Source organism: Geminicoccus harenae, from assembly GCF_019800005.1.
Taxonomy (GTDB): domain Bacteria; phylum Pseudomonadota; class Alphaproteobacteria; order Geminicoccales; family Geminicoccaceae; genus Geminicoccus; species Geminicoccus harenae.
The window spans coordinates 73,158-99,527 of record NZ_JABGCL010000002.1; the positions used below are offsets into that span (position 1 = coordinate 73,158).

Here is a 26,370-nt window from a genome sequence, read left to right on the forward strand (position 1 = left end):
TCCAGGATCCGCAGCCGCACCAGCCCGGAATCGTTGCGGTGGCACGGGTAGGTCCGGTCGACCCGCAGCTCCTCGACGATCCGGGCCGGACATGAATGAAGCACCCACGGTCGTGCCAGCAGCCGGGTCGGCGCGCCGACGGCCGGTGCGGCTTCGGCAAGCCGATGATCGACCGTATGGACGGTGGCGCCGTGGGCCGATGCAACCGCCAGGTGCATCGCGTCACCGGCGCGGAGCCCGAGCAGGTGCTGGTCCGCCAGCCAGTTCTGGACGCGCGCCGTCATTGGCTCGCTGGCAAACGCCGCCACGAGCAGCGACGTGTCGAGATAGAGCATCAGAAGCGATCGCCATCTCGCATCGAGCGCACCAGCTCGGCAGCGTTCTCGGCCGGTGGCGGCATGGCCGCCGTCATGGCGCTGAGCCGGGCCGCGTCGATCCTCCTACGTGGCTTGGCTACCGCGGCAAGTCCGGCTACCGGCTTGGCGCGCCGGGTGATCTCGATGGATTCTCCCGCCTCGGCCCGGTCGACCAGCTCGCTCAAGCGCGCCTTCGCATCCGCCAGGGTGAACCTGTCCATGGCATGTTCCTGACCATCCAGATGGTCATGTCGCATGTCCGGACATGCGCCTCCATCGCGTCGTGATGCGCCCGGTCGGCGGCGACCGGGTCCCGCGCTGCTTGGCGCCGCTACCAGCTCCCGCCCAGGCCCAGCCGCTCCAGGATCCGCTGGCGCAGCCGCACCAGCTCGGGGTCGTCGCGGTGGCGCGGGTAGGGGCGGTCGACCCGCAGTTCCTCGACGATGCGGGCCGGCCGGTCGCTGAACACGATCACCCGGGTCGCCAGGAACAGCGCTTCCTCGATGTCGTGGGTCACCATCAGCGCGGTGAAGCCGGCGCGCTGCCAGAGCGAGACCAGCTCGCCCTGCATGGTGAGCCGGGTGAGCGAATCGAGCTTGCCCAGCGGCTCGTCCAGGATCAGCAGGCGCGGGTCGTTGACCAGGGCGCGGGCCAGGGCCGCCCGCTGCGCCATCCCGCCCGAGAGCTGGTGGGGCAAAGCACTGGCGAACCGGGCGAGGCCCACCAGCTCCAGCGCCTGGTCGACCCGGTGGCGCTGGCTCTTCAGGATGCCGCGCGCCTCCAGGCCCAGCGCCACGTTGTCCCAGACCGTGCGCCAGGGGTAGAGGGTCGGGTCCTGAAACACCACGACCCGGGACGGGTCCGGCCCGGTGATGGGCAGGCCATCGGCCAGGATCCGGCCGCCGCGCGGCGGCTCCAGCCCGGCGATCAGCCGGAGCAGGGTGGACTTGCCGCAGCCCGAGGGGCCCAGCAGCGCCACGAACTCGCCGGGCTCGATGTCCAGGGCGATGTCCTGGAGCACGGGCAGCAGCTCGTCCTGCAGGACGAAGCCGTGGCTGACCCGCTCGACCGACAGGGCCATTCCGGGCGGCAGTGCTGCCGGGGCCAGCGCGGCGCTCACCATTTCAGCATTCCCTTCTGCCAGGCCAGGTGCCGGTCGCGCACCTTGAACAGGAGCGTCACCAGGCTCGAGCACATCAGCGCGGTGATCAGCAGGGCGGCATACATGTTGCCATAGGCCGCCCAACCCAGCGCCCATTGCAGGTACCAGCCCAGGCCGGCCTTCACGCCCATCATCTCGGCCACCACGAGCACGGCGAACGAAGCGGCCATGCCCATGAACAGGCCGACATAGACATGCGGCATCGCCGCTGGCACGGCCACCTTCAACACCAGGAACCGGTTCTTTGCTCCCAGCGTGCGGGCGATGTCGTAATAGGCGGAGTTGACGCTCGCCACGCCCGACCAGGTCAGGATCGTGACCGGCACGAAGGTCGCCAGGGCAATCAGGAACACGCTGGCCGCCCAGCTCGACGGGAAGGTGAAGAACGCCACGGGCAGCCAGGCCACCGGCGGCAGCGGCCCGATCAGGCGCAGCACCGGGTGCACCCAGTAGCCGACCAGCCGCGACCAGCCGAGCCCGAGCCCGGTGACGAAACCGGTGACCGCACCTAGCAGGTAGCCGGTCACCAGCAGGCCGAGCGAGGCCAGCACGCATTCGACGAGGCGCGGCCAGTCATCGATATAGACGGTGAGGAGTTCCTGCGGCGGCGCGAAGAACGGCCGGGGCAGCAGGTCGAGCTTTGCGGTCGCGATCTCCCAGACCGCAAGGCCGATGCCCAGGACCAGGAACCACGGCCCCGCCCGGCGCAGCCGTGCCAGGCCCGGTGCCCGCGGCAGGAGACCCGCCAGCGCCAGCACCGCGGCTGCGGCCGCGGCCAGATAGGCCAGCTCCTCGGTGAACGCCCAGTCGTCCGTGGCGTTCGGCCAGAGAAGGGTGAGTGCGGCCGCCCCGGCCCAGGCGAGGCCCGCCAGGAGCAGGACCGGGTCGATCCGGCCCGGCGCCTGCCCCAGTTCCAGGGCCGGCAGGCCGGCACTGCTCGTCGCATGCGCCAAGTTGCTGGTTCCTTTCCTGCCTCAGACCGCGACGGGCGCGTAGATCTTGTCGGCGAACTTCTCGGGATCGGTCCGGGGCCGCATCACGCCGACCAGCTTCAGCTCCTCGGTGTACTGCGCCAGCTCCTGGCGCAGCGCGTCGCCCGACGGCGAATGGCTGTGGCCGTGGTAGCGGATCTGCGTTTCCAGATCCTCGATGCTCGTGTTGGGCGAGAAGGGCTGGTAGGCCTCGGCGGCGATCCGCGGGTTCTCCGCGGTGAAATGCTGGGCCTCGATCAGCGCCCGGGTCAGGCGCTGGACCGCCTCGGCATTCTCGTCGAGCAGCGAGTTGCGCACCCCGATGATGCAGCAGACCCGCCGGGCGTACTCGTCGTCCATGTTGGAGGCGACCTCGACGAACTGGTCGCTTTGCAGGAACTTGTAGGTGAGCGGGTCCCAGTGCGCGATCGCATCGGCCTCGCCGCGCTCGATCACCGCACCCAGGAGCTCGCCCGGGAACACCCGCCAGTCGACCTCGCTCTCGGGATCGATGCCCTGCTTGGCGAGCTGGATCGCGAAGAAATGCTTGGACGGGCTGGCGAGGTCGCTGATCGCCACGGTCTTGCCGCGCAGGTCGGCGACGCTGGCGATGCCCGCGTCCTTGGCGGCCAGCAGGCGCAGGCAGCCGGAATGGAGGCCCGCCACGATCTTGACGTCGAAGCCCTGCTCGAGGGGCTTCAACCAGCGCAGCGCCATGCCGTGCCCGGCATCGGCCTTGCCCGTGGCGATCGTCTCGAGCAGCGCCTCGGTGGAGCCGGCGAAGTTGACGAACTCGACCTGGAGCCCGTGCTTCTCGAAGATGCCGCTGGTCTGGGCAGCCGCCACCGGCGCCCCGCACACCGCCCCGGTGTTCCAGGCAAAGCGCAGCGGGATCAGGCCGGCCTCGCCAGTCGCCGCCACGGGGGTCGTGCAGATCGCACCCTTGTCCAGAAGCGCTGCGGCCGAGCCTTCCAGCACGCCCGCCCGCGCCATGGCCGAGAACCCGCCCGCCGCCAGCGGCACCGCAGCGCCCAGCCCGGCGGCGGCCAGGAGCCCCCGGCGCGAGAGCCGGCCACCATCCTGATTGGTCATCGAATCTCTCCTCGCTCCGGCTGAGGCTGGTCGTCGGCAGGCGGCAGGGTGACGATCCCGTCCGGATTGTCGGTCACCGCGAAGGTGGTGAAGTACTCGATGTCCGGGTAGCTGCCGTAGCGCGCCAGGATCCCGTCCAGCCACGGCCCCTGATAGAACCGCCGCGCGTCCTCCAGCGTCTCCCACTGGTACACCCCGCCGGCCACCCCGCGCTCGCTCCAGATGAACTGCTTGCGAATGAGCCCGGGAGCCTCGCCGAAGCCGGCGGCGATCTTGGCGAAATGGGCCCGACAGGCTTCCTTGCCGATCGTGGCGGGTAGTCGATAGCGGACGATGGCGGTGATCATCACGAGGTTCCTGCCGCAGACCGAGCACGTGCCGCGCGGATCCGGTGGTCCGACGGCAGGAGGAACTTGTCGGCGGGGCGGCCGCTGTACAATCAAGTTAATCTAGCGGCTGACTAAAGTATCTCTGCGGGACCTTTCCGGAGGGATGGTCCTTGCCTCGGGCGGCAGCGATGGGAATCATGCCGTGACCGCGCGGGAGAAACTGGATGCAGCGTCGGCACGTGCTGGGTGCCATGGGCCTGGGCAGCCTGCTGCTCGCGCCTGCGGTCGGCGTCCGGGCGGCCACCGACATCAGGTTCGCGCTCGACTGGGACTTCCAGGGCCCCAACGTGCCCTTCCTGATCGCCGAGGCCAGGGGCTATTTCGCAGCCGAGGGCCTCTCGGTCCGCATCGACCGCAGCAGGGGCTCGGCGGACGCGGTCACCCGGGTCGCCTCCGGCGTCTACCAGATGGGTTTCGCCGACATCAATCGCGTGATCGAGTTCAGCGCCACCCACCCGCGCCAGCTCGTCAAGGCGGTGATGATGATCTACGACGCCGCGGCGCTCGGGATCTACGCGCTGCCGTCCAGCGGGATCGTGACGCCTGCGGACTTGGCCGGCAGGAAGCTGGGCGGGCCGGCCACCGACGCGTCTTTCCGGCTGTTCCCGGCCTTCGCCACGCACGAAGGCCTGGATCCTGCAAGCGTGACGCGCATCGATATCGACGTCGAGCGGCGGGAGGCCATGCTGCTGCAGGGCGAGGTCGACGTCATCTCGGGCTATTATTTCTCGGTCATGCTGAAGCTGGCGGACATGGGCGTCGACCCGCGGGGCGTCGTCGTGATGCTCTACAAGGATCACGGGCTGGACTTCTACGGCAACGCAGTGATCGCCTCGGAGCGCTTCATCGCCGAGCAACCGGACGCGGTGGCCGCGTTCAACCGCGCGGTCGCCAGGGCCATGCAGGACCTGATGGCGGACCCCTACGGCGTCATCGAGATGGTGCACGCGCACCATCCCCATATCGATGCCGAACTGGAAAAGCAGCGGCTGACGCTGGCGCTCGCGGTCAACATCCTGACCACGCGGGTCTGGAACGACGGCTTCGGCGATGTCGACCCGGCGAGGCTGGCCCGCTCGATCGACCAGCTGGCGGGTGCCTTGTCTCTCGAGCAGAAGCCGACCGTGGACATGGTCTGGACCGACCGGTTCCTGCCTGCACCCAGCGCCCGCAGGCTGGGCGGCTGAGCGTTCGCGGCACGCCGCTTCGACCAAGGTCCGGCTCCGGAACCAGGACCGCTGCCTCGACCGCCATGGACGGTGCTCTACTGGCAGGTGGGCTCTGTCTTGCCCGTCGGGAAGGTACTGCCATGTACGTGATCATCCGCAGGTTCCGGGCCATGACGGACGTGGACGAAGTGGCACGTCGGGCGATGGCCGGCCTGGCTCCGGCTTTGAAGGAGGCGCCCGGCTTTGCCGGCTACCACGTCTTCGACGAGCGCGGCGGCGGGGGGCTCCATCACCCTGTTCGAGAGCCGCGAGGCCGCCGAGGCGGCCCATGAACAAGCACTGGCTGGATCAGGGACAATCTGATCGACTTTTATGACGGCCAGCCGCCCGACGTGGCCAAGGGCGAGGTGCTGGGCTCGCTGGCCGCCTGAGCCCGGGGGTCGGCGGCCCCGCCTTGCATTGACGCCGCCGCCCGCCGGTTCCAGCTTCCCGCCCACGCGTCGGGGAGATTGGAACGTGTCGAGAAAACCCAGGAAGAAGCCGGACGAGCTGCGCTCGCACCGCTGGTTCGGCGTGCAGGACCTGCGCTCCTTCGGCCATCGCTCGCGCGTCAAGCAGATGGGTCGCGACGCGGTCGACTATGCCGGCAAGCCGGTGATCGCGATCGTGAACACCTGGTCGGACATCAATCCCTGCCACTTCCACTTCAAGGAACGGGTGCAGGACGTGAAGCGCGGAATTTGGCAAGCGGGGGGCTATCCGCTGGAGCTGCCGGCGATCTCGCTCTCCGAGCCGTTCGTGAAGCCGTCGACCATGATGTACCGCAACTTCCTGGCGATGGAGACCGAGGAGCTCCTGCGCTCGCACCCGATCGACGGCGTCGTGCTGATGGGCGGCTGCGACAAGACCACGCCCGCCCTGCTCATGGGCGCCATCTCCATGGACCTGCCGGCGATCTTCCTGCCGGCCGGACCGATGCTGCGCGGCAACTGGGGCGGGCGCCAGCTGGGCTCCGGCTCCGATGTCTGGAAGTACTGGGCCGAGCTCAAGGCCGGCAACATCACGGAAGCCGACTGGGAGGAGATGGAGAACGGCATCGCCCGCTCGCACGGCACCTGCATGACCATGGGCACCGCCTCCACCATGACCGCGGTGGCCGAGGCCATGGGCTTCTGCCTGCCGGGCGCCTCCTCGATCCCGGCTGCCGACAGCGCCCATGTCCGGATGAGCGCCGCCTGCGGCCGGCGGATCGTCGAGATGGTCTGGGAGGACCTGACACCGTCCGACATCGTGAGCCCGGCCGCGGTGGACGACGCGATCCGCTGCCACATGGCGATGGGCGGCTCGACCAACGCCATGATCCACCTGATCGCGATGGCGAGACGCGCCGGCATCCCGCTGGAGCTGGACCGGTTCGACCAGCTCGCCGGCGAGGTCCCGGTGCTCGCGAACATCCGCCCGTCCGGCACGCTGCTGATGGAGGATTTCTTCTACGCGGGGGGCTTGCGCGCCCTGTTGCGCCGGCTCCTGCCGGTGCTGGACGGCGGCTCGCTGACCGTTAACGGGCTGACCCTGCGCGAGAATGTCGAGGCGGCGCCGATCTGGAACGAGGACGTGATCCGGCCGCTCGACAACCCGGTGAAGAAGGAGGCGACCGCGATCCTGCGGGGCAACCTGTCGCCGTTCGGCTGCGTGATGAAGCCGTCGGCCGCCGACCCGCGCCTCTTGCGCCACCGCGGCCCGGCCCTGGCCTTCGAGAACTACGACCATCTCCAGGCCGAGATCGACCGGGACGACCTGGACGTCACCCCGGACCATGTGATCGTGCTGAAGAATGCCGGGCCGATCGGGGCACCGGGCATGCCGGAGTGGGGGATGCTGCCGATCCCGAGAAAGCTCCTGCGGGAGGGCGTGCGCGACATGCTGCGGATCTCGGACGCCCGGATGAGCGGCACCTCCTATGGCGCCTGCATCCTCCACGTCTCGCCGGAAGCGGCCGTGGGCGGCACGCTGGCCCTGGTGCGCACCGGCGACCTGATCGAGGTCGACGTGGCGGCCAGGCGGCTGGAGCTGCTGATCGACGAGGCCGAGCTGGCGCGCCGCCGCCAGGACTGGAAGCCGCCCTACGTCCCGTCGCGCGGCTACTGGAACATGTTCGCCGCCCATATCCGCCAGGCGCACGAGGGCTGCGACTTCGACTTCCTGGAAGGCACGGAGCGGCTGCCGGAGCCGCCGATCCACTAGAAGGGGCACCCCGGCTGGGCGGAACCGGCCGGGGGTTGGGCGTCAGCGCAACGACGACTTGGCCAGCCGCCCGACCTGCCAGGGCTCCTGGCTGGCTAGGCCGAACAGGGTGACCTCCGCACCTTCGGGCAGCTCGGCGAAGCGGTCCTCGCTCATCCGGAACACCACCCGGCCGGTGCCGCCCTCGCGCCCGAAGCTGCCGCCACGCAGCGTGGCGTCACCGACCCGCAGCAGCATGCCGTTGCCCATGACCGGGAAGGGCCGGTCCGAATCGACCACCAGCTCCACCATCGGCCGGCTGCCGCCATCGGTACCCTTGCCGAGCCCGCGGCGCAGGCTGAGCGAGGCCCGGTGGGCCGTACGGGCCGTCTTGGCGCGGGCCACGGTCATCGCCCGGGGCTCGGCCGCGGCGATCACGGCCGAAGCCGGCGACGTCCGCGCCTGGGCGGCTGCCACCGTCGGTGCATTGTTGGACTTCATGCCCCAGGGGAACTGGGCCTGGGTCTTGGAGAGCCGGATGTCCGCCAGATAGATGGTGCCCTTCGGCATCTGGTTGCCGAAGGAGAACTCGATCGCCTTGAGCTTGGTCCGGTCTATGTTCTTGAACGCTATCGCCGGGATGCGCAGCGAGCTCAGCACCGGGTGGCGCACATAGTAGTAGCCCTCGTAGTCGACACCGATCGGGGAGAACATCTTGGCGAACGGCTCGATCGGCACCTTGACAGAGCGCTTGCCGTTCGCGTCCACCAGCACGATGTCGCCCTTCAGCGGCACGCCGTCCTTGACCGGCGGGGGCTCGTAGCAGTCCGGCTCGCTCAGCGTGCCGCCGCAGCCCATGGTCATGCGGATCTCGACGCTGGACCAGCCGGTCATGTCGATCGAGCTGCCGCTCTTGGCCAGCGTCACCAGCAGGCTGGAGCGCTTGTTCGCGGAGGCGGCCTGCCAGGCGAACGCCAAGCCCTGCTTCTCGTGGTCGGGAATGGTGATGGCGGCGGCCTTGCCCCGCACCAGCTTGTGCGCGACCCCGGCCTTGCTCTTGAGCGAGCTCTGCGCGAAGTCCTCGAGCAGCCGGCTCCAGGCGCGGTCGGGCGACGAGGAATAGGCCCGGTCCAGCTCGGTGAGGTCCCGGAACGGTGCTGCCGGATACCAGCTGCTGTCCAGCAGCCGGGCGAACACCTTCTCGGAATGTCGACCTACGGTCGAGCGGAAGAAGGCCAGCACCGGGTGGAAAGCGGTCTGGCGCTGCGCGCTCGATCCGCCGCTCATGTCGAACAGCGGCTTGTGGCCGACGCAGCCGGTCGCGTCCGATTCCTGCCACTCGCTGTTGTAGTAGTTGTGGTTGGCGCCCCACACGGCGAACGTCGCCTTGAGCGATTTGCGCGTCTCGGTGCGCTCGGCCATCGCCCGCTCGAAGAACCGCAGCCCCTGCAGATCGGACACGTCGCCGTCGCACATCGGCAGCAGCACGGCGAACGGGGTATCGATGGGTGCCGGCTGGGATTCCTGGGCGTCGGTCGGTGCAATCGCGAACAGGCCCTTGACGAGGGTGTTTGCCGGCAGGCGCTTGGCCCAGGGCTCGCTCTTGTCCAGGAGCAGCTGGTGCGCCGCGACGATGCCGTCGCCGCCCCGCGAATGGCCGAGCATGCCGATATTGGCGAAGTCCAGCCGGCCGCGCAGGTCGATGCCGACCGTCTTCGGCGTGCCGCCGGCCCGGTGCCAGGTCGCGAGCTGCTGGAGGTGGCGCAGGATCAGCCGGCCGCGCCGCAGGATCAGGGAAGGGTCGTCGAACGTGTCCGGGGCGCCGTTGACCCCGCGGTTCGCGTTGATCGACACGACCACGTAGCCCCAGCTCGCCAGGCGGTCGGCCAGGTAGTGGTAGCCCATGTGGCTGGGCGTCTGGATGTAGCCCTTCGGGCACTTGCCGTCATAGGTGTAGGTCGTGTCGTCATCGACCCGGATCTTGAGCTCCTTGTCGTAGCGGCCACAGGTCGCATGGTTGCCGTGCAGGAAGACCAGCAGCGGGCGCGGCTCGCTCGCCGGCGCGTTCTTCGGGTACCAGACCGCCGCCGCGATCTGGGTCTCGAGCTCGTCCGAAAGCTCCCGGTCGAGCTTGGGCGCCAGCGCGTAGCTGCCCAATCCCACCGCGTAGGAGCCTCGCCTAGTCGGGTCCGGCGCGGTCGCGGCCTGGGCCAGCGACACGCTGCTCAAGGCGATGGCAAGCAACAGGAACCATCGCATCATTCTGGCGGCCACGGCCGTTTCCCCCCGAGCGCGCTGCGTTGCCGGCTCAGGCTATACGCAGCGGATAGGCGTGCAACGCGGCAGCTGATCGCTGGTCGGGATGATCATGTCAAACAGGAGTTGCCGGTAACGGCATGAACTTGCGGGGCAGTTGCTGGAATTGTTCAGCCTGTCCCCTTGCAGGAGGATTATCGGCGGGGCCATCTCCGGGCAGCGTCGAGATCGTCCAGCACGAGCTGGCTGCGCACGTAGCTGGTGGCGGCATCCCGGTGCGGCTGAAAGTCCCAGCTCGTCCACGCACCACGGCGCATCGCCTGATCCACGAGGCGCCGGCGCCGCTGGCTGGCGATCACCTCCTGGCGCAGCCTCGCAGCATCGAACCGCCGGGCCAGCTCGTCCCGCAGCGCCTGGACGCGCGCCGTCTGGTCCGGCTCCCCCGCCAGGTTGCGGCGCTCGTGCGGGTCGGCGGCCAGGTCATGGAGCTGGTCCGGATCCGGCGCGGACGCGACATATTTCCACGGGCCACGGCGGAGCATGAACAAGGGTGCTATCGCCCCTTCGCCCAGATATACGCCCAGCGCCTCGTCATGGCCGCCCGTGCCCGACAGATGCGGCACGAGCGAGCGGCCATCCAGCGGCAGCGCCGGATCGAGCTCGCCGCCCGCCAGCTCCACCAGGGTCGGCAGGACGTCCACCAGCGATACCGCCGCGGCAACCCGGCGAGGGCCGAACAGGAACGGTGCGTGGACGAGGAGGGGCAGCCGGGCCGAGGGCTCGAACCAGCTCATCTTGTACCACAGGCCCCGCTCGCCCAGCATGTCGCCGTGATCGGAGGTGAACAGCAGCACGGTGCGCTCCAGCCGCCCGGTCTCGGCCAGTGCTGCCAGGATCCGGCCGAGCTGGCGGTCGACATAGGAGATCGAGGCGTAATAGCTGCGCCGCGCCCGGCGGATCATGGCGTCGGTGATCTCGAACTCGTCCATCGCCGAGACGTGGCGCAGCCGGGCCGAGTGCGGATCGAGCGGCACGTCCGCGGCACGGGTCGCCGGCAGGTCGACCGCATCCTCCGGATAGAGCTCCACATATTCGGGCCGCTGCACGTAGGGGTCGTGCGGATGGGTGAGCGACACCATCATGAACAGCGGCCGCTCGTCGCTGCCGCGCGCCACGTCGAACAGCTCGCGCTCGGCCGCGAACACCACCTCCTCGTCATAGTCCAGCTGGTTGGTGCGGAACGCGACCCCGGCGTCCCGCACGTTGATCATGTTGTGGTACCAGGACGGGCGGTGCTCGGGATGCTCCCAGTCCGGGGTCCAGCCATAGTCGGACGGGTAGATGTCGGTGGTCAGCCGCCGCTCGAAGCCGTGCAGCTGGTCCGGGCCGCAGAAATGGGTCTTGCCGGACAGCACCGTCCGGTAGCCCAGCAACCGGAGATGATGCGCGAGCGTCGGCAGGTCGCCGGGGAAGTCCGCGGCATTGTCATAGGCGCCGATGCGCGAGGGCAAGGCGCCGGTGAGCATGGAGAAGCGCGAGGGCGAGCAGAGCGGCGCGTTGCAGTAGCTGGCGTCGAACACCACGCCGGTCTCGGCCAAGCGCTGGAGCACCGGCGCCTGCACGAGCGGGTGCCCGTAGAACGGGAGCCACTGGGCGGCGAGCTGATCGACCTGGAACAGCAGGATGTCGGGGCGCATCGTCCGGCTCGCCTGGTGGCAGGGAAGCCAGGGATGGCACAGAGGCCGGCCACATGGGAACAGTCGGGCTGACAGGCCCGCCGCCGGGCCTGGGCGATCAGCTCGCGGCGCGTTCCCCGGCCTGCATCTGCAGGCGCAGGTCGTCGATCACGCTGTCCAGCATGAACATGACCCGGGCCTCGCCATAGTCGTAGAAGACGTCGTTCGGGTCGGTGGAGACCTGGCGGCGGAGCCGGTCGGCGGCCAGCCGCAGCACGGTCTCGATGCAGTCGAGCGACTTGTGGCGCGCGGAGATCAGCTGGTTCTCGCATTCCTCGATCTGCTGGTCCAGGCGCTCCATCTCGCGCTCCAGCTCGGCAAGCCCGGTCTGCTGCTCGGCGGTGGACAGCTCGGAGATCATGGTCTCGATCTCGCGCGCCGACATGCCGGCGAGCTTCAGCGGCTCGATGGTCCACTCGGGAAGAATGCCGCGCATTCGCTCCTGCCGCTCGCAAAGCTGCTCCCGCTGCCGGTGAAGCTCGTTGATGCGGCGGACGAGGAGCATGTTGTTCACGATCACGGTCATCTGAGCCACCCCTTCGCGGGTCAGTGGTGCAAGAACAATTCTATGGGTTGTTTTCATGTATCTTGGTTAAGAGGGTGTAAACAAATGGAAATTCAGAATAAATATTGCCAGAGACTGGCAAAAATTCCCTAAAATTTTATCTATATGTCCTGCGAAGAAGGCTCGTTCGACCGACAGGTTCGCGGAAACCGCGCCAGCACGAGGTTCCTCGGCATGAGACGGCCACTTGTTCGCCTGATGCGCGAGACGCGTTGCTATCTGATTGCGCTGAGCCGAGCCGCGCGACGAATCGAGGCTGGACGTGCAGGGAAAGGCTCACCTATTTTTCATGTCCGGGGATCAATTTTGTTGCGCTGATGCCACAGAAAGAAACACCTCCCACCTCGCTTCTGCCGCCTAGTCCCATGCATCTGCCCAGGCAGGCGCTCGGTGCCCGCATCCGCAACTGGCTGCTGGCCGGGATGATCGTCACCGCGCCGCTGCTGATCACGGCCTACGTGGTCTGGCAGGTCGTCGATTTCTTCGACGGCTGGATGAACTCCATCCTGCCGGCGCGCTGGAATCCCGAAACCTACCTGCCGTTCAGCCTGCCGGGCGTGGGCCTGCTCATGGCGATGGCGATCCTGGTGCTGATCGGCTGGTCCACGGCCGGCCTGATCGGTCGTACCGTCGTGCGCTGGAGCGAGCTGGTGCTGGCGCGGACGCCGGTGATCCGCTCGATCTACGCGACGCTGAAACAGCTCTTCGAGACCCTGTTCGCCCAGCAGGCGAAGGCGTTCCGCGACGTGGTGATGGTCGAGTTCCCGACGGCCGGCCAATGGTCGGTCGGGTTCATGACGGGCGAGGCGCCGGATGCGGTGGGCGACCAGGTCGAGGGGCCGCATGTCTCGGTGTTCGTCCCGCTCACCCCGAACCCGACCTCCGGCTTCATCATCTTCGTGCCGCGCAGCCGGATCCGGGTGCTCGACATCACGGTGGACGAGGCGTTCAAGATGATCCTGTCGTTCGGCATCGTCGGTGGCAACCGGAGCGGCCTGCCCCAGCCGTCAGCCCCCGTCGAGCAGCCCCAGGGCATCCGTGCGCCGGAACAGGTGTAGGAGCAGCCGGAGCGCAGCACCGCGCGGCTGACGCAGCCCCGGATCGTCGGCCAGCGCCCGGCGCGCGGCGGCGGCCGCCATCGGGATCAGCTCAGCATGGCGCTGCAGGTCGGCCAGGCGCAGGACCGGCACCCCGCTCTGCCGCTCGCCCAGAATCTCGCCCGGCCCGCGCAGCCGCAGGTCCTCCTCGGCCAGGGCGAAGCCGTCATTGGTGCGTCGCAGCGCGTTCAGCCGGGCACCCGCGGTCGCGGAGAGCGGCGGGCGCCAGAGCAGGATGCAGGCCGACGCCGTCCGGCCGCGGCCTACCCGGCCGCGGAGCTGGTGGAGCTGGGCCAGGCCGAAACGCTCGGCCGCCTCGATCACGATCAGGCTGGCCTCGGGCACGTCCACCCCGACCTCGATCACCGTGGTCGCCACCAGGAGCGAGGTCCGGCCCTCGGCGAACGCGCGCATCGCCTCGTCCTTGGCGGCGTCCTTCAGCCGGCCATGCACCACGCCCACCGCATCGCCGAACAGCAGGCGCAGCTCCTCGACCCTGGCCTCCACCGCCGCTTGGTCCTCGCGCAGGCTGACCTCCACCAGCGGGCAGACCCAGTAGACCCGCTCGCCCCGCTCCAGGCGCCGGCGCACCGCGTCATGGACCTCGGCGATGCGCTCGACCGGGACCGCCGCGGTCGCGATCGGCTGGCGGCCGGGCGGGCGCTCGGCGATGACGCTGGTGGCGATGTCGCCATAGGCGCTCATCGCCGCGGTCCGCGGGATCGGGGTGGCGGTCATCAGCAGCAGGTCGACGGCGGCACCCTTGGCGCGCAGGGTCAGCCGCTGGCGCACGCCGAAGCGGTGCTGCTCGTCGATCACCGCCAGCGCTAGGTCGGCGAACGCGGCATCCTCCTGGAGCAGGGCGTGGGTTCCGACCACCAGGGCAGGCTCGCCGGACTGGAGCCGGCGGATGATCGCCTGCCGCTCCTTGCCCTTGATCCTGGCCGCCAGCAGCAGGGGCTCCAGGCCGAGGGGAGCCAGCAGCCGCGCCAGCCCCTGGGCGTGCTGGGCTGCCAGCACGTCGGTGGGCGCCATCAGCGCCGCCTGGTGGCCCGCCTCCACCGCCGCCAGCATGGCGAGGAGCGCCACCAGCGTCTTGCCGGCGCCGACATCGCCCTGGAGCAGGCGCAGCATGGGCTGGGGCTGGGCCATGTCGGCCAGGATCTCGGCGGTCGCCTGTTCCTGGTCGCGGGTGAGCGGGAAGGGCAGGCTCACGAGCAGGCCCTCCCGCAGCCTTCCATCGCCCTGGACCGCCCGGCCCGGCGCCGACTCGCGGCTGCGCCGGGCGATCTGCAGGCCGAGCTGGCCGGCCAGCAGCTCGTCCATCGCCAGCCGGGCCTCCGCCTTGGCATCGGGGCGGGCATGGATCCGGCGCACCGCCTCGGCGAAGCTCGGCCAGCCGGCCGCCCGCACCAGTTCCGGCTCCAGCCATTCCGGCAGCTCGGCCAGCTTGCCGAGTGCCCGGCGCACCAGGCCGCGGATGGTGCCCTGGTGCAGCCCTTCGCTCGACGGATAGACCGCGAGCGGCAGGCCGGCCTCATCCGGCCGGAGGCTGTCCGGGTGCGCCATCTGCCAGCGCTCGCCGAAGCGCTGCACCCGGCCCTGGATCAGCACCTCCCCGCCGATCGGGAAGCGCTGCTCGACCATGCGCTGGACGTTGCCGAAGAACACGAGCTCGATCTCGCCGGCCGCACCGGCTGCGGCCACCCGGAAGGGCCGGTGGCTGGCGGGCGCCGGATGGTGGGCGAGGATCCGCACCGCCAGGGTGCGCACCAGCCCCTCGTCCGCCGGTTCCAGCCGCTCCGCCGGGGCCGTGTCGAGAAACGAGGCCGGCCGGTGGGTGAGCAGGTCCAGCACCGCCGGGTCGGCCAGCCCCAGGAGCTTGGCCAGGCGCCGCTCCAGGGCGGGGCCGACACCCTGGAGCCCGCGCAGCGGCGCGAACAGCGGCAGCAGTGCCGTCGGCCGCTCGTGCGCCGGCAGCACCACGGCGCGCGCACCGTCCTTGGAACCGTCCATCATCTCCGCTAGACCGCTCGCCTCCGCCCCGTTGCCGGCACCGTCCCTCTGGGCCCCGTCCCCCTGGGCATCGTCCGAAGGCATGCGCATGACCGAGACGACCGAAGATCGCAAGAAGCGCCTGTTCTACCAGAGCCATCATCGCGGCCAGGTCGAGAACGACATCCTGCTGGGCCGCTTCGTGCGCCGCCATCTCGACGGCTTCGACGACGAGGCGCTGGACGCGCTGGAGCGCCTCCTGGGCGAGGCGGACGTGGACATCTGGGCCTGGGTTACCGACATGCAGCCTTTGCCCGCCCGGCACGACAACGAGGTCTTCGCGCTCCTGCGCGCGGAGGCCAACAGGAAAGCCTGACGTCGATGAGCAGCGCCACCGTGGCCGAAGCAGCGGCACCGTCCGCCACCAAGCCGCGCCGGCTTCTCCTGGCCCGCGCCGCACTCGGGCTGGACGCCCTGCATCTGGCCCGCCGGATCGCCAAGACCGGCACCTCCACGGTATTCGTCGCCCGTGACGCCGAGCGCGCCGCGCAGTTCGCCGCCCAGTTCCGCTTCTTCGCACCCGCCGTCCCGGTCCTGCCGTTCCCGGCCTGGGACTGCCTGCCCTATGACCGGATCTCGCCCAATGCCGGGATCATGGCGACCCGGCTGGCGACGCTGGCGGCACTCGGCGAGAAGGCCTCGTCGCGGCTCGTGCTGACCACGGTGAACGCGCTGACCCAGCGCGTGCCGGCCCCGGAGGTGGTGCAGGGCGGGCGGATGGTCGCCAGGCGCGGCGCCAGGATCAAGCGCGACGACTTGGTGGCGCATCTGGAAGGCAACGGTTTCCGGCGCAGCGGCACGGTGGTCGAGGCCGGCGAATATGCCGTGCGCGGCGGCCTGCTCGACCTGTGGCCGACCGGGGCGCCCGAGCCTTTGCGCCTGGACTTCTTCGGCCCGGTCCTGGAGACGATTCGCGGCTTCGACCCGCTCACCCAGCGCACCACCAGCAAGCATGAGAGGGTCGTGCTGCAGGCGGTGAGCGAGGTGACCCTGTCCTCGGAGACGGTGGAGCGGTTCAAGACCGCCTACCTCCAGCGTTTCGGTGCGGTAACGGACGATCCGCTGCTGGAGGCGGTGGCGGCCGGGCGGCACTTCCCGGGCATGGAGCACTGGCTACCCCTGTTCCACGACCGGCTGGTGACGCTGTTCGACCATCTGGGGCAGGGCTGGGCGGTCGCCTTCGACCATCATGCCGAGGAGGCGATCGCGGCACGCCAGGCGCTGATTGGCGAGCACTATCAGGCACGGCTGGAGCCGGCTCCCAAGGGCACCAGCTTCGGCACGACCGTCTACCGGGCGCTGCCGCCGGAGCTGCTCTACCTGGACGAGAGCAGCCTGCGCCGCCGGCTCGATGCGGTCCAGACGATCGCGTTCACGCCTGCACCGCCGCCGCTTGCCAAGCCCGACGGGATCGACCTGGTGGTCGACCTCGGCGCCAGGCCGGCACGCGACTTCACCCAGGAGCGGCAGAACCGCGAGATCAACCTGTTCCAGGCGATCGCCGACCATGTCCGCGACCTGACCAAGCAGGGCAAGGACCCGATCCTGGCCACCCACAGCGAGGGCTCGGCCGACCGGCTCCGGACCGTGCTGGGCGACCACGGCCTGCCGGGCCTGCCGGTGGTGCCGGATCTGGCGAGCGCCAATGCCCAGCCCGGGGCGAAGCTCGCCGTCCTGCCGATCGACCGGGGCTTCGTCACCAGCGACATCGTGGTGCTGGGCGAGGTCGACCTCCTGGGCGACCGGATGCAGCGGCAGTCGGCCCGGCGCAAGCGGGCGGACAAGTTCATCCAGGACCTCTCGGTGCTGGGCGAGGGCGACTATGTCGTCCATGCCGAGCACGGCATCGGCCGGTTCGAGGGGCTGGTCACGCTGGAGGTGGGCGGTGCGCCGCACGACTGTCTGCGCGTGGTCTATGCCGGCGGCGACAAGCTGTTCATCCCGGTCGAGAACCTGGAGATCCTGTCCCGCTACGGCCATGCCGACCAGGAGGCCCAGCTCGACAAGTTGGGCGGGGCCGGCTGGCAGGCGCGCAAGGCCAAGGTCAAGCAGCGCGTGCGCGAGATGGCGCAGGAGCTGCTGGCACTCGCCGCCCAGCGCGCCCTGCGCAAGGGCCAGCCGCTGGAAACGCCGGCCGGCCTTTACGACGAGTTCGTGGCGCGCTTCCCGTTCGAGGAGACCGAGGACCAGCTCAACGCCATCGAGGCGGTGCTCACCGACATGGCGAGCGGCCAGCCGATGGACCGGCTGATCTGCGGCGATGTCGGCTTCGGCAAGACCGAGGTGGCGCTGCGCGCGGCCTTCGTCGCGGCGGCCGCCGGCCGGCAGGTGGCGGTGCTGGCACCGACTACCCTGCTCGCCCGCCAGCATTTCCGGGTGTTCGCCGAGCGGTTCGGCGACCTGCCGATCCGGGTCGAGCAGCTTTCCCGCTTCGTGCCGGCCAAGGCCCAAAAGCAGATCAAGGCGGAGCTGGCCGAGGGCAAGGTCGACATTGCGATCGGTACCCACGCGCTGCTGGCCAAGGACGTGCAGTTCCACAATCTCGGCCTGGTCGTGATCGACGAGGAGCAGCATTTCGGCGTGGTGCACAAGGAGCGGATGAAGCAGCTCCGTGCCGAGGTCCACGTGCTGACCATGACCGCGACGCCGATCCCGCGCACCCTGCAGATGGCACTGGGCGGCATGAAGGACATGAGCGTGATCGCCACGCCGCCGGTCGACCGGCTGGCGGTGCGCAGCTTCGTCCTGCCGACCGACCCGGTGGTGATCCGGGAAGCCCTGATGCGCGAGCATTATCGCGGCGGGCAGAGCTTCTATGTCTGCCCCCGGATCGCCGACCAGACCAAGCTCGCCGAGGACCTGCGCAAGCTGGTGCCGGAGCTCAAGGTCGGGATCGCCAATGGCCGCATGGCGCCCAAGGAACTGGAAACCGTGATGGGCCAGTTCTACGACCACCAGATCGACATCCTGCTGGCAACCAACATCGTCGAGAGCGGGCTGGACATCCCGTCCGCCAACACGCTGATCGTCCACCGCGCCGACCTGTTCGGCCTCTCCCAGCTCTACCAGCTCCGCGGCCGGGTCGGCCGGTCCAAGCTGCGCGGCTACGCCTATTTCACCACGCCCGACAAGCAGCTCGCCGAGACCGCCGAGCGGCGCCTGAGCGTGATCCAGTCGCTGGAAGGGCTGGGGGCAGGCTTCCAGCTCGCCAGCCACGACCTGGACATCCGCGGTGCCGGCAACCTGCTGGGCGACGAGCAGTCCGGGCATGTCAAGGAGGTCGGCTTCGAGCTCTACAACTCGATGCTGGAGGAGGCGATCGCGGCGGCCAGGGCCGGTGCCAAGGGTGAGGAGGAGCAGGTCGACTGGACTCCGCAGATCACGGTCGACGCCGCGGCGCTCATGCCCGAGAGCTGGATCGGCGATGTCGATCTGCGTCTCGCCATGTATCGGCGGCTGGCCTCGCTCACCGAGCGCGAGGAGATCGACAGCTTCGCCGCGGAGCTGGTCGACCGGTTCGGCAAGCTGCCGGCCGAGACGGCGAACCTGCTCTCGATCATCACGATCAAGCAGCTCTGCAAGAAGGCCAACGTGGCCAAGCTGGATGCGGGCCCCAAGGGCATCGTGCTCAGCCTGCACCAGAACCGCTTCCCGCAGCCGGACCGGCTGATCGGGCTGATCGCGGAGAGCAAGGGCAAGATGAAGGTCCGGCCGGACCACAAGATCCTCTATCTCCAGGACACCAAGAGCCCGGCCGAGCGGCTGAAGGCCGCCAACCGGCTCATGGAGCAACTGGCGCGCCTGGCGGCCTGAGCGTTCTGGTCAGCGATGCTTCCGGAAGGGCCATGGCAGTTGCCGCCATCCTTCACGGAAGAATAGCGTCGTCTTCCGTCCCGCCTTGACACCGTTGCACGAGCTGACCTCCTTAGCGGGACATGTTCGGCTCGTGTAATCGTCTTGCCCGGAAACTGCGGAATAACCCCGCAGCACAAGCATAAGCCGGGCGGAAAGGCTGCTGGTGGTCGACGTCCAGCATATTGCCGGCGCAGGCCGGGATTCCGATGTCATGTGCCCGGAGCCCGGACGGAAGGGCCCGCCATGCGAGGACGGCCCCTATGGCCGATGAGGCCGCAGCCGCGCGGCCGGAGGGTGGCCGGAGCCGCTGGCTCTGGTGGCTCGGCCTCCTGCTCCTGCTGGGCTACATCGCCTGGATCCTCACCCCCTATCTGCGCTCGGTGATCGTCCGGGACGCTGCGGTCACCGCGCGGATCCATGTCGCAACCGCGCCACTGCGCGGCACCATCCACGAGCTGGCGGTCAGCATCGGCGAGCGGGCGGGCGCGGACGGGCTGATCGCGACGATCCGCAATCCGCTGGCCGATCGCAGCGCGCTCGCCCAGGCGGAGGCGCGGGTGGCGTTGGCCCAGGCGAACGTCGCCGACCTGCAGGCGGAGCTGGACGAGCTGAAGCGGCTCGACCTGGAACTGCAGGACCGGTTCGCGCGGCATGCCGAGCTGTTCACCCATGACCTGGAGAGCGTCGTCGCCGGTGCCAGGGCCGAACTCGCGCTGATCGGCCGGCGCCTGGCGCTGGTCCGCAGCATGACCGAGCGCAAGGAGGCGCTCGGCCGGACTGGCACCGCCTCGCAGAGCGCCATCGACGAAGCCAGGCTGCAGCTCCTGGAGCTGGAGCTGCTGCAGGCCGAGCAGGAAACCGTGGTGGCACGGGCGGAACTGCGCCTGCGCGCGATCACCGACGGCCTGCCGCTGCTCGAGAACGGCAACGACCCGGACTGGGGCCTGCGCAGCCGCACGACGCTGCGGCTGGAACTGGCCCGGCTGGCCGGCAGCCTCGCCGATGCCACGGCCTCGCTGGCGGAGGCGCGGGCGGTGGCGTCGGCGGCAAGGGAGACGTTCGAGCAGGTCAGCACCGGCACCGTGACCGCACCGGCGGGTGCGATGATCTGGAGCGTGGTCACCGGGGCCGGCACCACGGTGGAGGTGGGCGCGCCGGTGGCGAAATGGCTGGACTGCAGCGTCCTGCTGGTCGACGTACCGGTGAGCGACGTGGAGGCGGCCCTGCGGCGCCCGTCCATGCCGGCCGAGGTGATCCTGGAGGGCGAGCGGCGGGTGCGCCATGCCCGGGTGCTGCTCACCAGAGGTGCCGCGGCCACCATCGGCGAGGCCGATCTGGCGGCGATCGCCAAGGGGCGCGGTTCCGGCGTCGGTCAGGCGATCCTGACCCTGGAGCAGACCGAGGCGGACACGGCCGCCTGCCCGGTCGGCCAGGCTGCCCATGTCGACTTTCCCGAGATCGGCCTGATCGACATCCTGCGCGCCCGGCTGGGCGTCTGAGGGCCGGGATGGTCGCGCGCGCCATCGGCCCCCAGGAGCGCCAGCGGGAGCGCTCCATCCTGTTCGGGCTGACCCTGGACCTGATGATCGGCGTCCCGGTCCTGCTCGCCGGAATCGTGGGCGGCTCGCTGACCAGCCTCGCCGAGGCGGTCCGCGGCCTGCTGATGATCGCGATCGAGGCCTATTCGCTGGTGGTGCTCCGCCGCATCCATCGCGGCCAGCTCGTCGATTTCGAGTTCGGCGTCGGCAAGCTCGAGCAGATGTGCAACCTCATCATCGCCGCGGCCATGGTGGGTGGCGCGCTCTGGATCGCGCAGGGCGCGGTGGCGCTGATGATCGAGGGCCAGAGCCACGCCTCGCCGTTCGGCCTGGCCATGGCGGCCTGCATCGGGGCGGTGAACAGTTTCCTCAATTTCGTGGCCTGGGCCCGCGTCCACGAGGCGGCCAAGGGCAGCCGCTCGGTGATCATGCAGGCGCAGCTTCGGGCGCGCGTCGCCAAGCTGGTCTCGTCCCTGTTCGTCCAGGTCGCGCTGACGATCTCGGCGGTGGCGAGCGACCCGGTCATCGTCGCCTGCTCGGACGTGACCGGCGCCCTGTTCGTGTCCGGCTTCATCCTGGTGATCGCGGCGCGGATGTTCCGGGCGGGCATGGCCGACATGCTCGACCGCGCGGTCGACGAGGCGGCGCAGTTCCTGATCCTGCGCGCGCTGATCCATCACTTCGACAGCTATGGCAGCCTCGACCAGATCCGGACCCGCCGCTCCGGCGAGCGGCTGTTCGTCGAGATCACGCTGGGCTTCGAGCCGGACCTACCGATCGCGGAGGTGGACCGGCGGACGAGCGCCATCCGGCAGATGATCATGCAGGAGATCGCCGGCACCGACGTCTCGATCGTGGCGAGGGCGCTGGCCTAGATCGTGCCGGGTGCCGGCGATCCGGTGCGCATGATCGAGTTCAGTCATGTTGTCATGAAGGCGGCCCAAGCAGTTGCTTCTAAAAGCAAATGCGGCGCGTGTTCACCTGCTTCGTGAAGCTGCGGCTCGGGTTCGTCTCGTAAAACGACACGCAGGAGCAGCGAAGGAAGCCCGCTTCCCGGGCACCATCCGCCAGCATAGCACGACTGGCGGCGCATGCGCGTGGTCCGTTCAGCGCCGCCCCTCGCGCCACCAGGCGAACACGGTGGTGCCCAGCAGCAGGGCCAGGGCCAGCCAGGCCGGCATCAGCGGCACCAGCTCGGTGCGCGACACCCGGTAGGCACCGTGGTCGATCAGGCCCATCCAGCCGCGCCCGGCGGTCTGGCGGTCCACGCCCACCCGGCGGATGTCCGGGACCGGTTGCTCCGCCAGCCAGGTGAAGGTGCCGCCCGTGGCCTGGACCACCGGGCGCAGCGGCAGGTCGGTGGCCGTGACCGCCTCGCCCTCGATCCGAGCCACCGGCAAAGGCGAGGCGAAGGCGACGTGCTGGCCGTCCTCGATCCGCCACAGCCCGCCCTCGTCGGCGGCGATCTCGGCGCGGGCGACGCCGTTCTCGTCGGGCACCAGGGTCAGCCGCTGCACGCCGCCGGAGGGCGAGGTCACCGTGACGTCGTGGGGCAGGCTTTCCAGCGAGTGGCGCTCGATCGTCAGGCGCCGGTCGGCGCCCTGTGCAGTCAGCTCCTCCTCCTCCAGCTCGGGCTCCTTCATCAGCCAGTGGACGAGGCGGCGCAGGAGCAGGCTCTGCGGCCCGCCGCCCTCGAAGCCGCGCGCCCACAGCCAGGCATGGTCGGACAGGAGCTGGGCGACCCGGCCCTCGCCCTGGCGCTTGAGCAGGAGCAAAGGCTGCTCGGCGACACCGGCCATCACCACGCTGGCATCGGCCGGGTCGACCTCCACCTGGCGGAACCAGCGGCCCCAGCGCCGGCCATCCGCGTCCAGGCCGCGGGTGACCGGGTGGCGCCGGCCGAGCTCGGTGATGGCGGGCGTGAACGGCAGCTCGCTCACCTGACCGGTGGGGGCACCCGGCAGGACGCGGGCCAGTGGGGTGCGGAACAGGGACGAGCTGGTGGCGAATTCCGGCCCGGCGGCTTCCAGCAGTGCGCCGCCGCGCTCCACCCAGGAGGCGACGTTGTCCAGGTAGATCGCCGGCAGCAGGCCGCGGCGGGCGTAGCGGTCGAAGATCACCAGGTCGAACTGGTCGAGCTTCTCCTCGAACAGCTCGCGGGACGGGAAGGCGATCAGCGCCAGCTCGCGGATCGGCGTGCCGTCCTGCTTTTCCGGCGGGCGCAGGATGGTGAAGTGGACCAGATCGACCGCCGCATCCGCCTTGAGCAGGTTCCGCCAGACCCGGAGGCCCGGATAGGGCTGGCCCGAGACCAGCAGCACGCGCAGCCGGTCGCGCACCCCGTTCACGAACACGACCTGCCGGTCGTTCTGTGCGGTGAGCTGGCCCTCCAGCGGGTCGACCTCCAGCTCGATCGCCGCCTCGCCGCCGCGCTCCAGGCGGAACGGGAGGTCGGTGCTCTGGCCCGGCACCAGATTGGCCCGGCCGACCAGCTGCCCGTCGATCGACAGGCGCACCGGCACGGGCGCACTGCCCTGGCCCGGCTCGTCCTCCACCCGGACCGTCACGGTCTGCGGCTCACCGACCATCGCATAGGTCGGCGCCCGCTCGACCACGAGCCGCCGGTCGACCTCGTCCTGCCGCCCGGTCAGCAGGACATGCAAGGGTGCCTCCAGGCCGAGGCTAGCCGGGTCCTCCGGCGCGTCATGCACCCTGCCGTCCGTGACCACGACCACGCCGGCCAGCCGGCTGCGGTCGATCTCGCCCAGCGAGCGCCCGAGCCGGTCGAAGAGCGCGGTACCGCGATCCCGATCGGCCTCCAGCGTGACCTCGCGCAGGTCCAGGTCGGGCACCGCAGCCAGGCGCTCGCGCAGCTCGGCGACGGCCTGGTCGGTGCGGGCGGGACGCTCGCCGATCTCCTGGCTGGGGGTGCGGTCGGTGACCAGCAGCAGCTCGTCGGACAGGCGCTCGCGCTGCTCGGCCAGGATGGACGGGCCGGCCAGTGCCAGGAGGATCACCGCGAGTGCGAGCGCCCGCCAGCCGATCCCCGACGAGCGGCGCCAGATGCCCAGGCCCAGCAGGACCAGGCCCAGCAGCGCGCCGACGGCGATCGTCCACCAAGGCAGGAGCGGGTGAAAGACGAGGTCGATGCCGGTCATTGGCCGAGACGCTCCAGGAGGGCCGGGACATGGACCTGATCGGTCTTGTAGTTGCCGGTCAGCGCATACATCACGAGGTTGACCCCCACCCGACGCGCCATCTCGCGCTGCTCCTCGCCGCCGGGCGTCACCGGCAGGAGCGATGCCCCGAACCGGTCAACCGCCCAGGCACCGGCGAAGTCGGAGCCGGCCACGATCACCGTGGACACGCCGTCATTGACCTGGCTGCGGGGCGTGTCGACCCAGACGGTGCGCGGCGCGAACCGGCCCGGGAAGTTCGGCATCAGGTAGAAGGACTTGCTGAGCGCGTGGTCGCCGTCGACCGGGGCCAGCGGCGGCAGGTCCAGACCATGGAACAGCTCCGCCAGCCGCTCCGCCCCCGGCCCCGTCTCGTCCGCCATGGTCCTGGCTGCATCCCCTGTGTCGAACAGGATCATGCCGCCATGGCGCAGATAGTCGCCGACCTTGGCGATCGCCGCCTCGGACAGGTCGGGATGCTCGGGTGGCACGGGCCAGTAGAGCAGCGGGTAGAGGGCCAGGTCGTCGGCCTCGACATCCACCGGCAGGGGCTCCTCCGGCTCCACCGAGGTGCGGTCGCGCAGCACCAGCGACAGGCCCTCCAGGCCAGCCGCAGAGATCTCGTCGACCTTCTGGATGCCGGTCCGGACCCAGGCCAGCCGGGTGCTCTCGGTGGCTTCCAGTGCCCGGACCTCCGCCTGAGCCATGGCGGGCCCGCCATGGCCCAGCAGCACCAGGGCGGCCAGCGCGGCGGTGGCGGCCGGGCGCAGGCGTCCCGGCAGGGGCAGGTGGCCGCGCAGCACCATGGTGATGACCAGATCGACCAGTGCCAGCAGGAAGGCCGCCGCCAGCAGCCAGGGGCCGAGTTCGGTCTCGCTGCTGGGGCCGACCCGCACCTCCGGCAGGGCCAGCACGGTACCGTCCACCGGCTCCAGGGCCGGTAGGTTCTGGCTGACGTCCAGCGCCCGGCGGGGGATCTCGTCGTCGCCGGCCTGCAGCTCGACCGGCGCCCAGAAGCCCGGCGGGGTGGCGGCCGAGGCGCGGGCCGCCGCGAGGGCCGCCCCGTCCAGCGTCTCCACGCCCAGAGGCGGGGCCGCCAGCATGCCGGCGCCGGACAGCACGGCCAGCGGCCTGAAGCTGCCGCTCGCCTGGGTCTCGTCGCCGCGGCCAAGGGCCGTCAGCCGGCGCAGCATGTCGACGAACAGGCCGGACAGCGGCAGGTCGGTCCAGGCCGGGTCGGCGGTGGTGTGGATCAGCACCAGCCAGCCATCGTCCTGGCGCCGCCCGGTCACGAGCGGCGTGCCGTCGGTGAGCGCTGCCAGGATCGCGGCGGTCAGGTCCGGGCCGGGCCGCGCCAGCACCTGGCGGCGCACGGTGACATCGTCCGGCACAAGCAGCCCGGCGAACGGCCCGTCCGTGGGGAACGGTGCGAGCTGCAAGGGCTCGGTCCAGGTCAGGGCACCGCCCAGCTGGCGGTCGCCGAACCGCAGCGGTACGGGCACCAGCGGGTCCTCACCGGCCGCGAGCCGCGGGCCAGCGAAGCGGATCAGGACGCCGCCGCCGTCGATCCAGCTCCGCAGCGCTGCCCGGTCCTGGTCGGTGAGGGCCGCGGCATCGGGCAGGACCATCGCCGCGGGCTCCCCCTCGATCAGCTCCGCCACCGTGCCGCGCCGGACCTCGGCATAGGGGGACAGCGCCCGGTCGATGTACCAGGTCTCGGCCAGGAGCGGCTGGTCCGCCCCCTCGTCGGCGGGTGCCACGATCCCGACGCTGCGGCGCCGCCAGCGCTCGTCCACCAGCACCGTTTCGCCGGCACCGCGCCGCCCGTCGATCTCGAGGCGCTCCACCTGATTGCGCAGGTCGATCGGCAGGTCGAGGCTGCCCTGGACCTGGCGCTCGTCGGCCGCGATCGCGACGTCGGCATGGGCCAGCACCTCGCCGCGCCCGGCGAGCGCCAGGACCCGGAGCGGCTGCGCCTCCGGCCGGTTCGCGGCGCGCTCGACGCTGAAGGCCAGGCCGGCGGCATCCGGATCGCCGTGGCGCAGCAGGAGCGGCGCATCGGCCGGGTCGGGCAGCACCAGGCGCACGGGTGCCAGGTCCCGCAGGCGGGCGGCCAAGCGCACGGCATCGGCCACCGCGTCCGGTCCGGCCGCGGTGCCGTCCGCGAACCACCATACCGCCGAGGGCGGCTCCGCCAGCCCGTCCAGGGCCTGGAGGGCGGCGGCCCGGTCGGCCGGCCAGCTCGCCGGACCGCGTCGCTCCAGCTCGGCCAGGGCGTCGGGTGCGGTCATCGCCATGGGCTCCACCCCCTGCTCGGTGCCGGCGGTGCGCAGCAGCACCACCGGGCGGCCCTCGCGCCGGGCTGCGGTCAGCACGCGCTCCACCGAGGCGCGGGTGACGCTCCAGCCGGGGGCGGCGGCAAAGCCGTCATCGACCACCAGCAGGAGCGGCCCGTCCCGGCCGGTATCGGGGATGGGCTGGAGGACCGGGCCGGCGACCGCGAGGATCAGCAGGGCGGCCAGCAGGGTGCGCAGGGCCAGGAGCCACCAGGGCATCCGTGCGGAGGTCTTCTCCTCCTCCTGGATGCCGAGCAGCAGCCGGATCGGCGGGAACAGGCGGCGCTTCGGGCTGGGCGGGATCACCCGCAGGAGCAGCCAGATGGCCGGCAGGGCCAAGAGGGCGGCGAGCACCAGGGGCTGGGCGAAGGCGAGCGATCCGAGCCAGGGCAAC

At 70.5% G+C, this 26,370-nt stretch carries 19 protein-coding genes and 1 pseudogene; 8 read left to right on the forward strand and 12 right to left on the reverse strand.

All coding sequences use genetic code 11. From position 1 onward, the window contains the following. Positions 1-116: 116 nt before the first annotated feature. The 6 genes and pseudogenes from HLA95_RS29030 to HLA95_RS01715 all read right to left on the reverse strand — a co-directional run. A pseudogene (locus HLA95_RS29030) lies at positions 117-335 on the reverse strand (PIN domain-containing protein); the annotation flags it as partial. Then, on the reverse strand, positions 335-577 hold the full coding sequence (locus tag HLA95_RS01695; protein ID WP_191058196.1) for a type II toxin-antitoxin system Phd/YefM family antitoxin: 243 nt from the start codon (positions 575-577) through the stop codon (positions 335-337). The gene HLA95_RS01695 and the pseudogene HLA95_RS29030, both read right to left, overlap by 1 nt. A gap of 110 nt (positions 578-687) precedes the next feature. Continuing rightward, positions 688-1,479 (reverse strand): ABC transporter ATP-binding protein, encoded by a 792-nt coding sequence (locus HLA95_RS01700; protein WP_191058197.1) that lies wholly within the window; start codon positions 1,477-1,479, stop codon positions 688-690. Then, positions 1,473-2,471 (reverse strand): ABC transporter permease, encoded by a 999-nt coding sequence (locus HLA95_RS01705; protein WP_222182187.1) that lies wholly within the window; start codon positions 2,469-2,471, stop codon positions 1,473-1,475. The genes HLA95_RS01700 and HLA95_RS01705 overlap by 7 nt, the downstream gene beginning before the upstream one ends. A 21-nt stretch (positions 2,472-2,492) precedes the next feature. Next, entirely contained in the window at positions 2,493-3,581 is a 1,089-nt protein-coding gene (locus HLA95_RS01710) for an ABC transporter substrate-binding protein (protein WP_222182188.1), read from the reverse strand. Then, positions 3,578-3,928, reverse strand: a complete 351-nt coding sequence (locus HLA95_RS01715; protein WP_191061103.1) for a hypothetical protein — start codon at positions 3,926-3,928, stop codon at positions 3,578-3,580. The genes HLA95_RS01710 and HLA95_RS01715 overlap by 4 nt, the downstream gene beginning before the upstream one ends. Positions 3,929-4,134: 206 nt before the next feature. Between HLA95_RS01715 and HLA95_RS01720 the strand changes: the two genes are divergently transcribed. The 3 genes from HLA95_RS01720 to araD all read left to right on the forward strand — a co-directional run bounded on the left by HLA95_RS01720 (position 4,135) and on the right by araD (position 7,383). Then, a complete protein-coding gene (locus tag HLA95_RS01720) occupies positions 4,135-5,157 on the forward strand; it encodes an ABC transporter substrate-binding protein (protein WP_191061104.1) in 1,023 nt (340 codons plus the stop codon). 122 nt (positions 5,158-5,279) lie between these two features. Then, positions 5,280-5,471: a hypothetical protein gene (locus HLA95_RS01725; protein WP_222182190.1), complete on the forward strand. Its 192-nt coding sequence runs from the start codon at positions 5,280-5,282 to the stop codon at positions 5,469-5,471. A 184-nt stretch (positions 5,472-5,655) separates the two neighbouring features. Further along, a complete protein-coding gene (gene araD, locus HLA95_RS01730) occupies positions 5,656-7,383 on the forward strand; it encodes an L-arabinonate dehydratase (protein ID WP_223861653.1) in 1,728 nt (575 codons plus the stop codon). Positions 7,384-7,425: 42 nt separating this feature from the next. Here araD and HLA95_RS01735 read toward each other — a convergent pair whose 3' ends face one another. From HLA95_RS01735 to HLA95_RS01745, 3 genes are all read right to left on the reverse strand, one after another. Beyond that, positions 7,426-9,624: an alpha/beta hydrolase family protein gene (locus HLA95_RS01735; RefSeq protein ID WP_222182192.1), complete on the reverse strand. Its 2,199-nt coding sequence runs from the start codon at positions 9,622-9,624 to the stop codon at positions 7,426-7,428. A gap of 188 nt (positions 9,625-9,812) precedes the next feature. Continuing rightward, a complete protein-coding gene (gene betC / locus HLA95_RS01740; RefSeq protein ID WP_191060652.1) occupies positions 9,813-11,315 on the reverse strand; it encodes a choline-sulfatase in 1,503 nt (500 codons plus the stop codon). Positions 11,316-11,412: 97 nt separating this feature from the next. Beyond that, complete coding sequence (locus HLA95_RS01745) at positions 11,413-11,880, reverse strand: hypothetical protein (protein ID WP_191060651.1); 468 nt, start codon at positions 11,878-11,880, stop codon at positions 11,413-11,415. 404 nt (positions 11,881-12,284) lie between these two features. Between HLA95_RS01745 and HLA95_RS01750 the strand changes: the two genes are divergently transcribed. After that, entirely contained in the window at positions 12,285-12,977 is a 693-nt protein-coding gene (locus HLA95_RS01750; RefSeq protein ID WP_222182194.1) for a DUF502 domain-containing protein, read from the forward strand. Here HLA95_RS01750 and recG read toward each other — a convergent pair. Continuing rightward, positions 12,927-15,122 carry an ATP-dependent DNA helicase RecG gene (gene recG / locus HLA95_RS01755; RefSeq protein WP_306422225.1) on the reverse strand — a complete coding sequence of 732 codons (2,196 nt, stop codon included), beginning with the start codon at positions 15,120-15,122 and terminating at the stop codon, positions 12,927-12,929. The two genes, HLA95_RS01750 and recG, sit on opposite strands and share 51 nt — an antisense overlap. Between recG and HLA95_RS01760 the strand changes: the two genes are divergently transcribed. The 4 genes from HLA95_RS01760 (at position 15,121) to HLA95_RS01775 (ending at position 21,339) form a co-directional block, all read left to right on the forward strand. Next, positions 15,121-15,387, forward strand: a complete 267-nt coding sequence (locus tag HLA95_RS01760; protein WP_191060788.1) for a succinate dehydrogenase assembly factor 2 — start codon at positions 15,121-15,123, stop codon at positions 15,385-15,387. The genes recG and HLA95_RS01760 overlap by 2 nt on opposite strands. Before the next feature lie 5 nt (positions 15,388-15,392). Next, on the forward strand, positions 15,393-18,884 hold the full coding sequence (gene mfd, locus HLA95_RS01765; RefSeq protein ID WP_191060789.1) for a transcription-repair coupling factor: 3,492 nt from the start codon (positions 15,393-15,395) through the stop codon (positions 18,882-18,884). A 302-nt stretch (positions 18,885-19,186) separates the two neighbouring features. Beyond that, positions 19,187-20,425 carry an HlyD family secretion protein gene (locus HLA95_RS01770; RefSeq protein WP_222182196.1) on the forward strand — a complete coding sequence of 413 codons (1,239 nt, stop codon included), beginning with the start codon at positions 19,187-19,189 and terminating at the stop codon, positions 20,423-20,425. Between the two features lie 8 nt (positions 20,426-20,433). Next, positions 20,434-21,339, forward strand: a complete 906-nt coding sequence (locus tag HLA95_RS01775) for a cation diffusion facilitator family transporter (protein ID WP_191061160.1) — start codon at positions 20,434-20,436, stop codon at positions 21,337-21,339. 231 nt (positions 21,340-21,570) lie between these two features. Here HLA95_RS01775 and HLA95_RS01780 read toward each other — a convergent pair whose 3' ends face one another. Together HLA95_RS01780 and HLA95_RS01785 are read right to left on the reverse strand one after the other, a co-directional pair. After that, a complete protein-coding gene (locus HLA95_RS01780; RefSeq protein ID WP_191061161.1) occupies positions 21,571-23,622 on the reverse strand; it encodes a hypothetical protein in 2,052 nt (683 codons plus the stop codon). After that, on the reverse strand, positions 23,619-26,369 hold the full coding sequence (locus tag HLA95_RS01785; RefSeq protein WP_222182198.1) for a DUF4159 domain-containing protein: 2,751 nt from the start codon (positions 26,367-26,369) through the stop codon (positions 23,619-23,621). Before HLA95_RS01785 ends, HLA95_RS01780 begins: the two co-directional genes overlap by 4 nt. Between the last annotated feature and the right edge of the window lies 1 nt (position 26,370).

What these genes read in the sequence shown, in the direction of transcription:
- HLA95_RS01715 (WP_191061103.1), bottom strand. Translation starts at nt 3,928, where the DNA reads ATGATCACCGCCATCGTCCGCTATCGACTACCCGCCACGATCGGCAAG.
- HLA95_RS01700 (WP_191058197.1), bottom strand. Translation starts at nt 1,479, where the DNA reads ATGGTGAGCGCCGCGCTGGCCCCGGCAGCACTGCCGCCCGGAATGGCC.
- HLA95_RS01735 (WP_222182192.1), bottom strand. Translation starts at nt 9,624, where the DNA reads ATGATGCGATGGTTCCTGTTGCTTGCCATCGCCTTGAGCAGCGTGTCG.
- HLA95_RS01750 (WP_222182194.1), top strand. Translation starts at nt 12,285, where the DNA reads ATGCATCTGCCCAGGCAGGCGCTCGGTGCCCGCATCCGCAACTGGCTG.
- HLA95_RS01780 (WP_191061161.1), bottom strand. Translation starts at nt 23,622, where the DNA reads ATGACCGGCATCGACCTCGTCTTTCACCCGCTCCTGCCTTGGTGGACG.
- HLA95_RS01710 (WP_222182188.1), bottom strand. Translation starts at nt 3,581, where the DNA reads ATGACCAATCAGGATGGTGGCCGGCTCTCGCGCCGGGGGCTCCTGGCC.
- recG (WP_306422225.1), bottom strand. Translation starts at nt 15,122, where the DNA reads ATGCGCATGCCTTCGGACGATGCCCAGGGGGACGGGGCCCAGAGGGAC.
- HLA95_RS01745 (WP_191060651.1), bottom strand. Translation starts at nt 11,880, where the DNA reads ATGACCGTGATCGTGAACAACATGCTCCTCGTCCGCCGCATCAACGAG.
- mfd (WP_191060789.1), top strand. Translation starts at nt 15,393, where the DNA reads ATGAGCAGCGCCACCGTGGCCGAAGCAGCGGCACCGTCCGCCACCAAG.
- HLA95_RS01760 (WP_191060788.1), top strand. Translation starts at nt 15,121, where the DNA reads ATGACCGAGACGACCGAAGATCGCAAGAAGCGCCTGTTCTACCAGAGC.
- HLA95_RS01775 (WP_191061160.1), top strand. Translation starts at nt 20,434, where the DNA reads ATGGTCGCGCGCGCCATCGGCCCCCAGGAGCGCCAGCGGGAGCGCTCC.
- HLA95_RS01720 (WP_191061104.1), top strand. Translation starts at nt 4,135, where the DNA reads ATGCAGCGTCGGCACGTGCTGGGTGCCATGGGCCTGGGCAGCCTGCTG.
- HLA95_RS01770 (WP_222182196.1), top strand. Translation starts at nt 19,187, where the DNA reads ATGGCCGATGAGGCCGCAGCCGCGCGGCCGGAGGGTGGCCGGAGCCGC.
- HLA95_RS01695 (WP_191058196.1), bottom strand. Translation starts at nt 577, where the DNA reads ATGGACAGGTTCACCCTGGCGGATGCGAAGGCGCGCTTGAGCGAGCTG.
- betC (WP_191060652.1), bottom strand. Translation starts at nt 11,315, where the DNA reads ATGCGCCCCGACATCCTGCTGTTCCAGGTCGATCAGCTCGCCGCCCAG.
- HLA95_RS01725 (WP_222182190.1), top strand. Translation starts at nt 5,280, where the DNA reads ATGTACGTGATCATCCGCAGGTTCCGGGCCATGACGGACGTGGACGAA.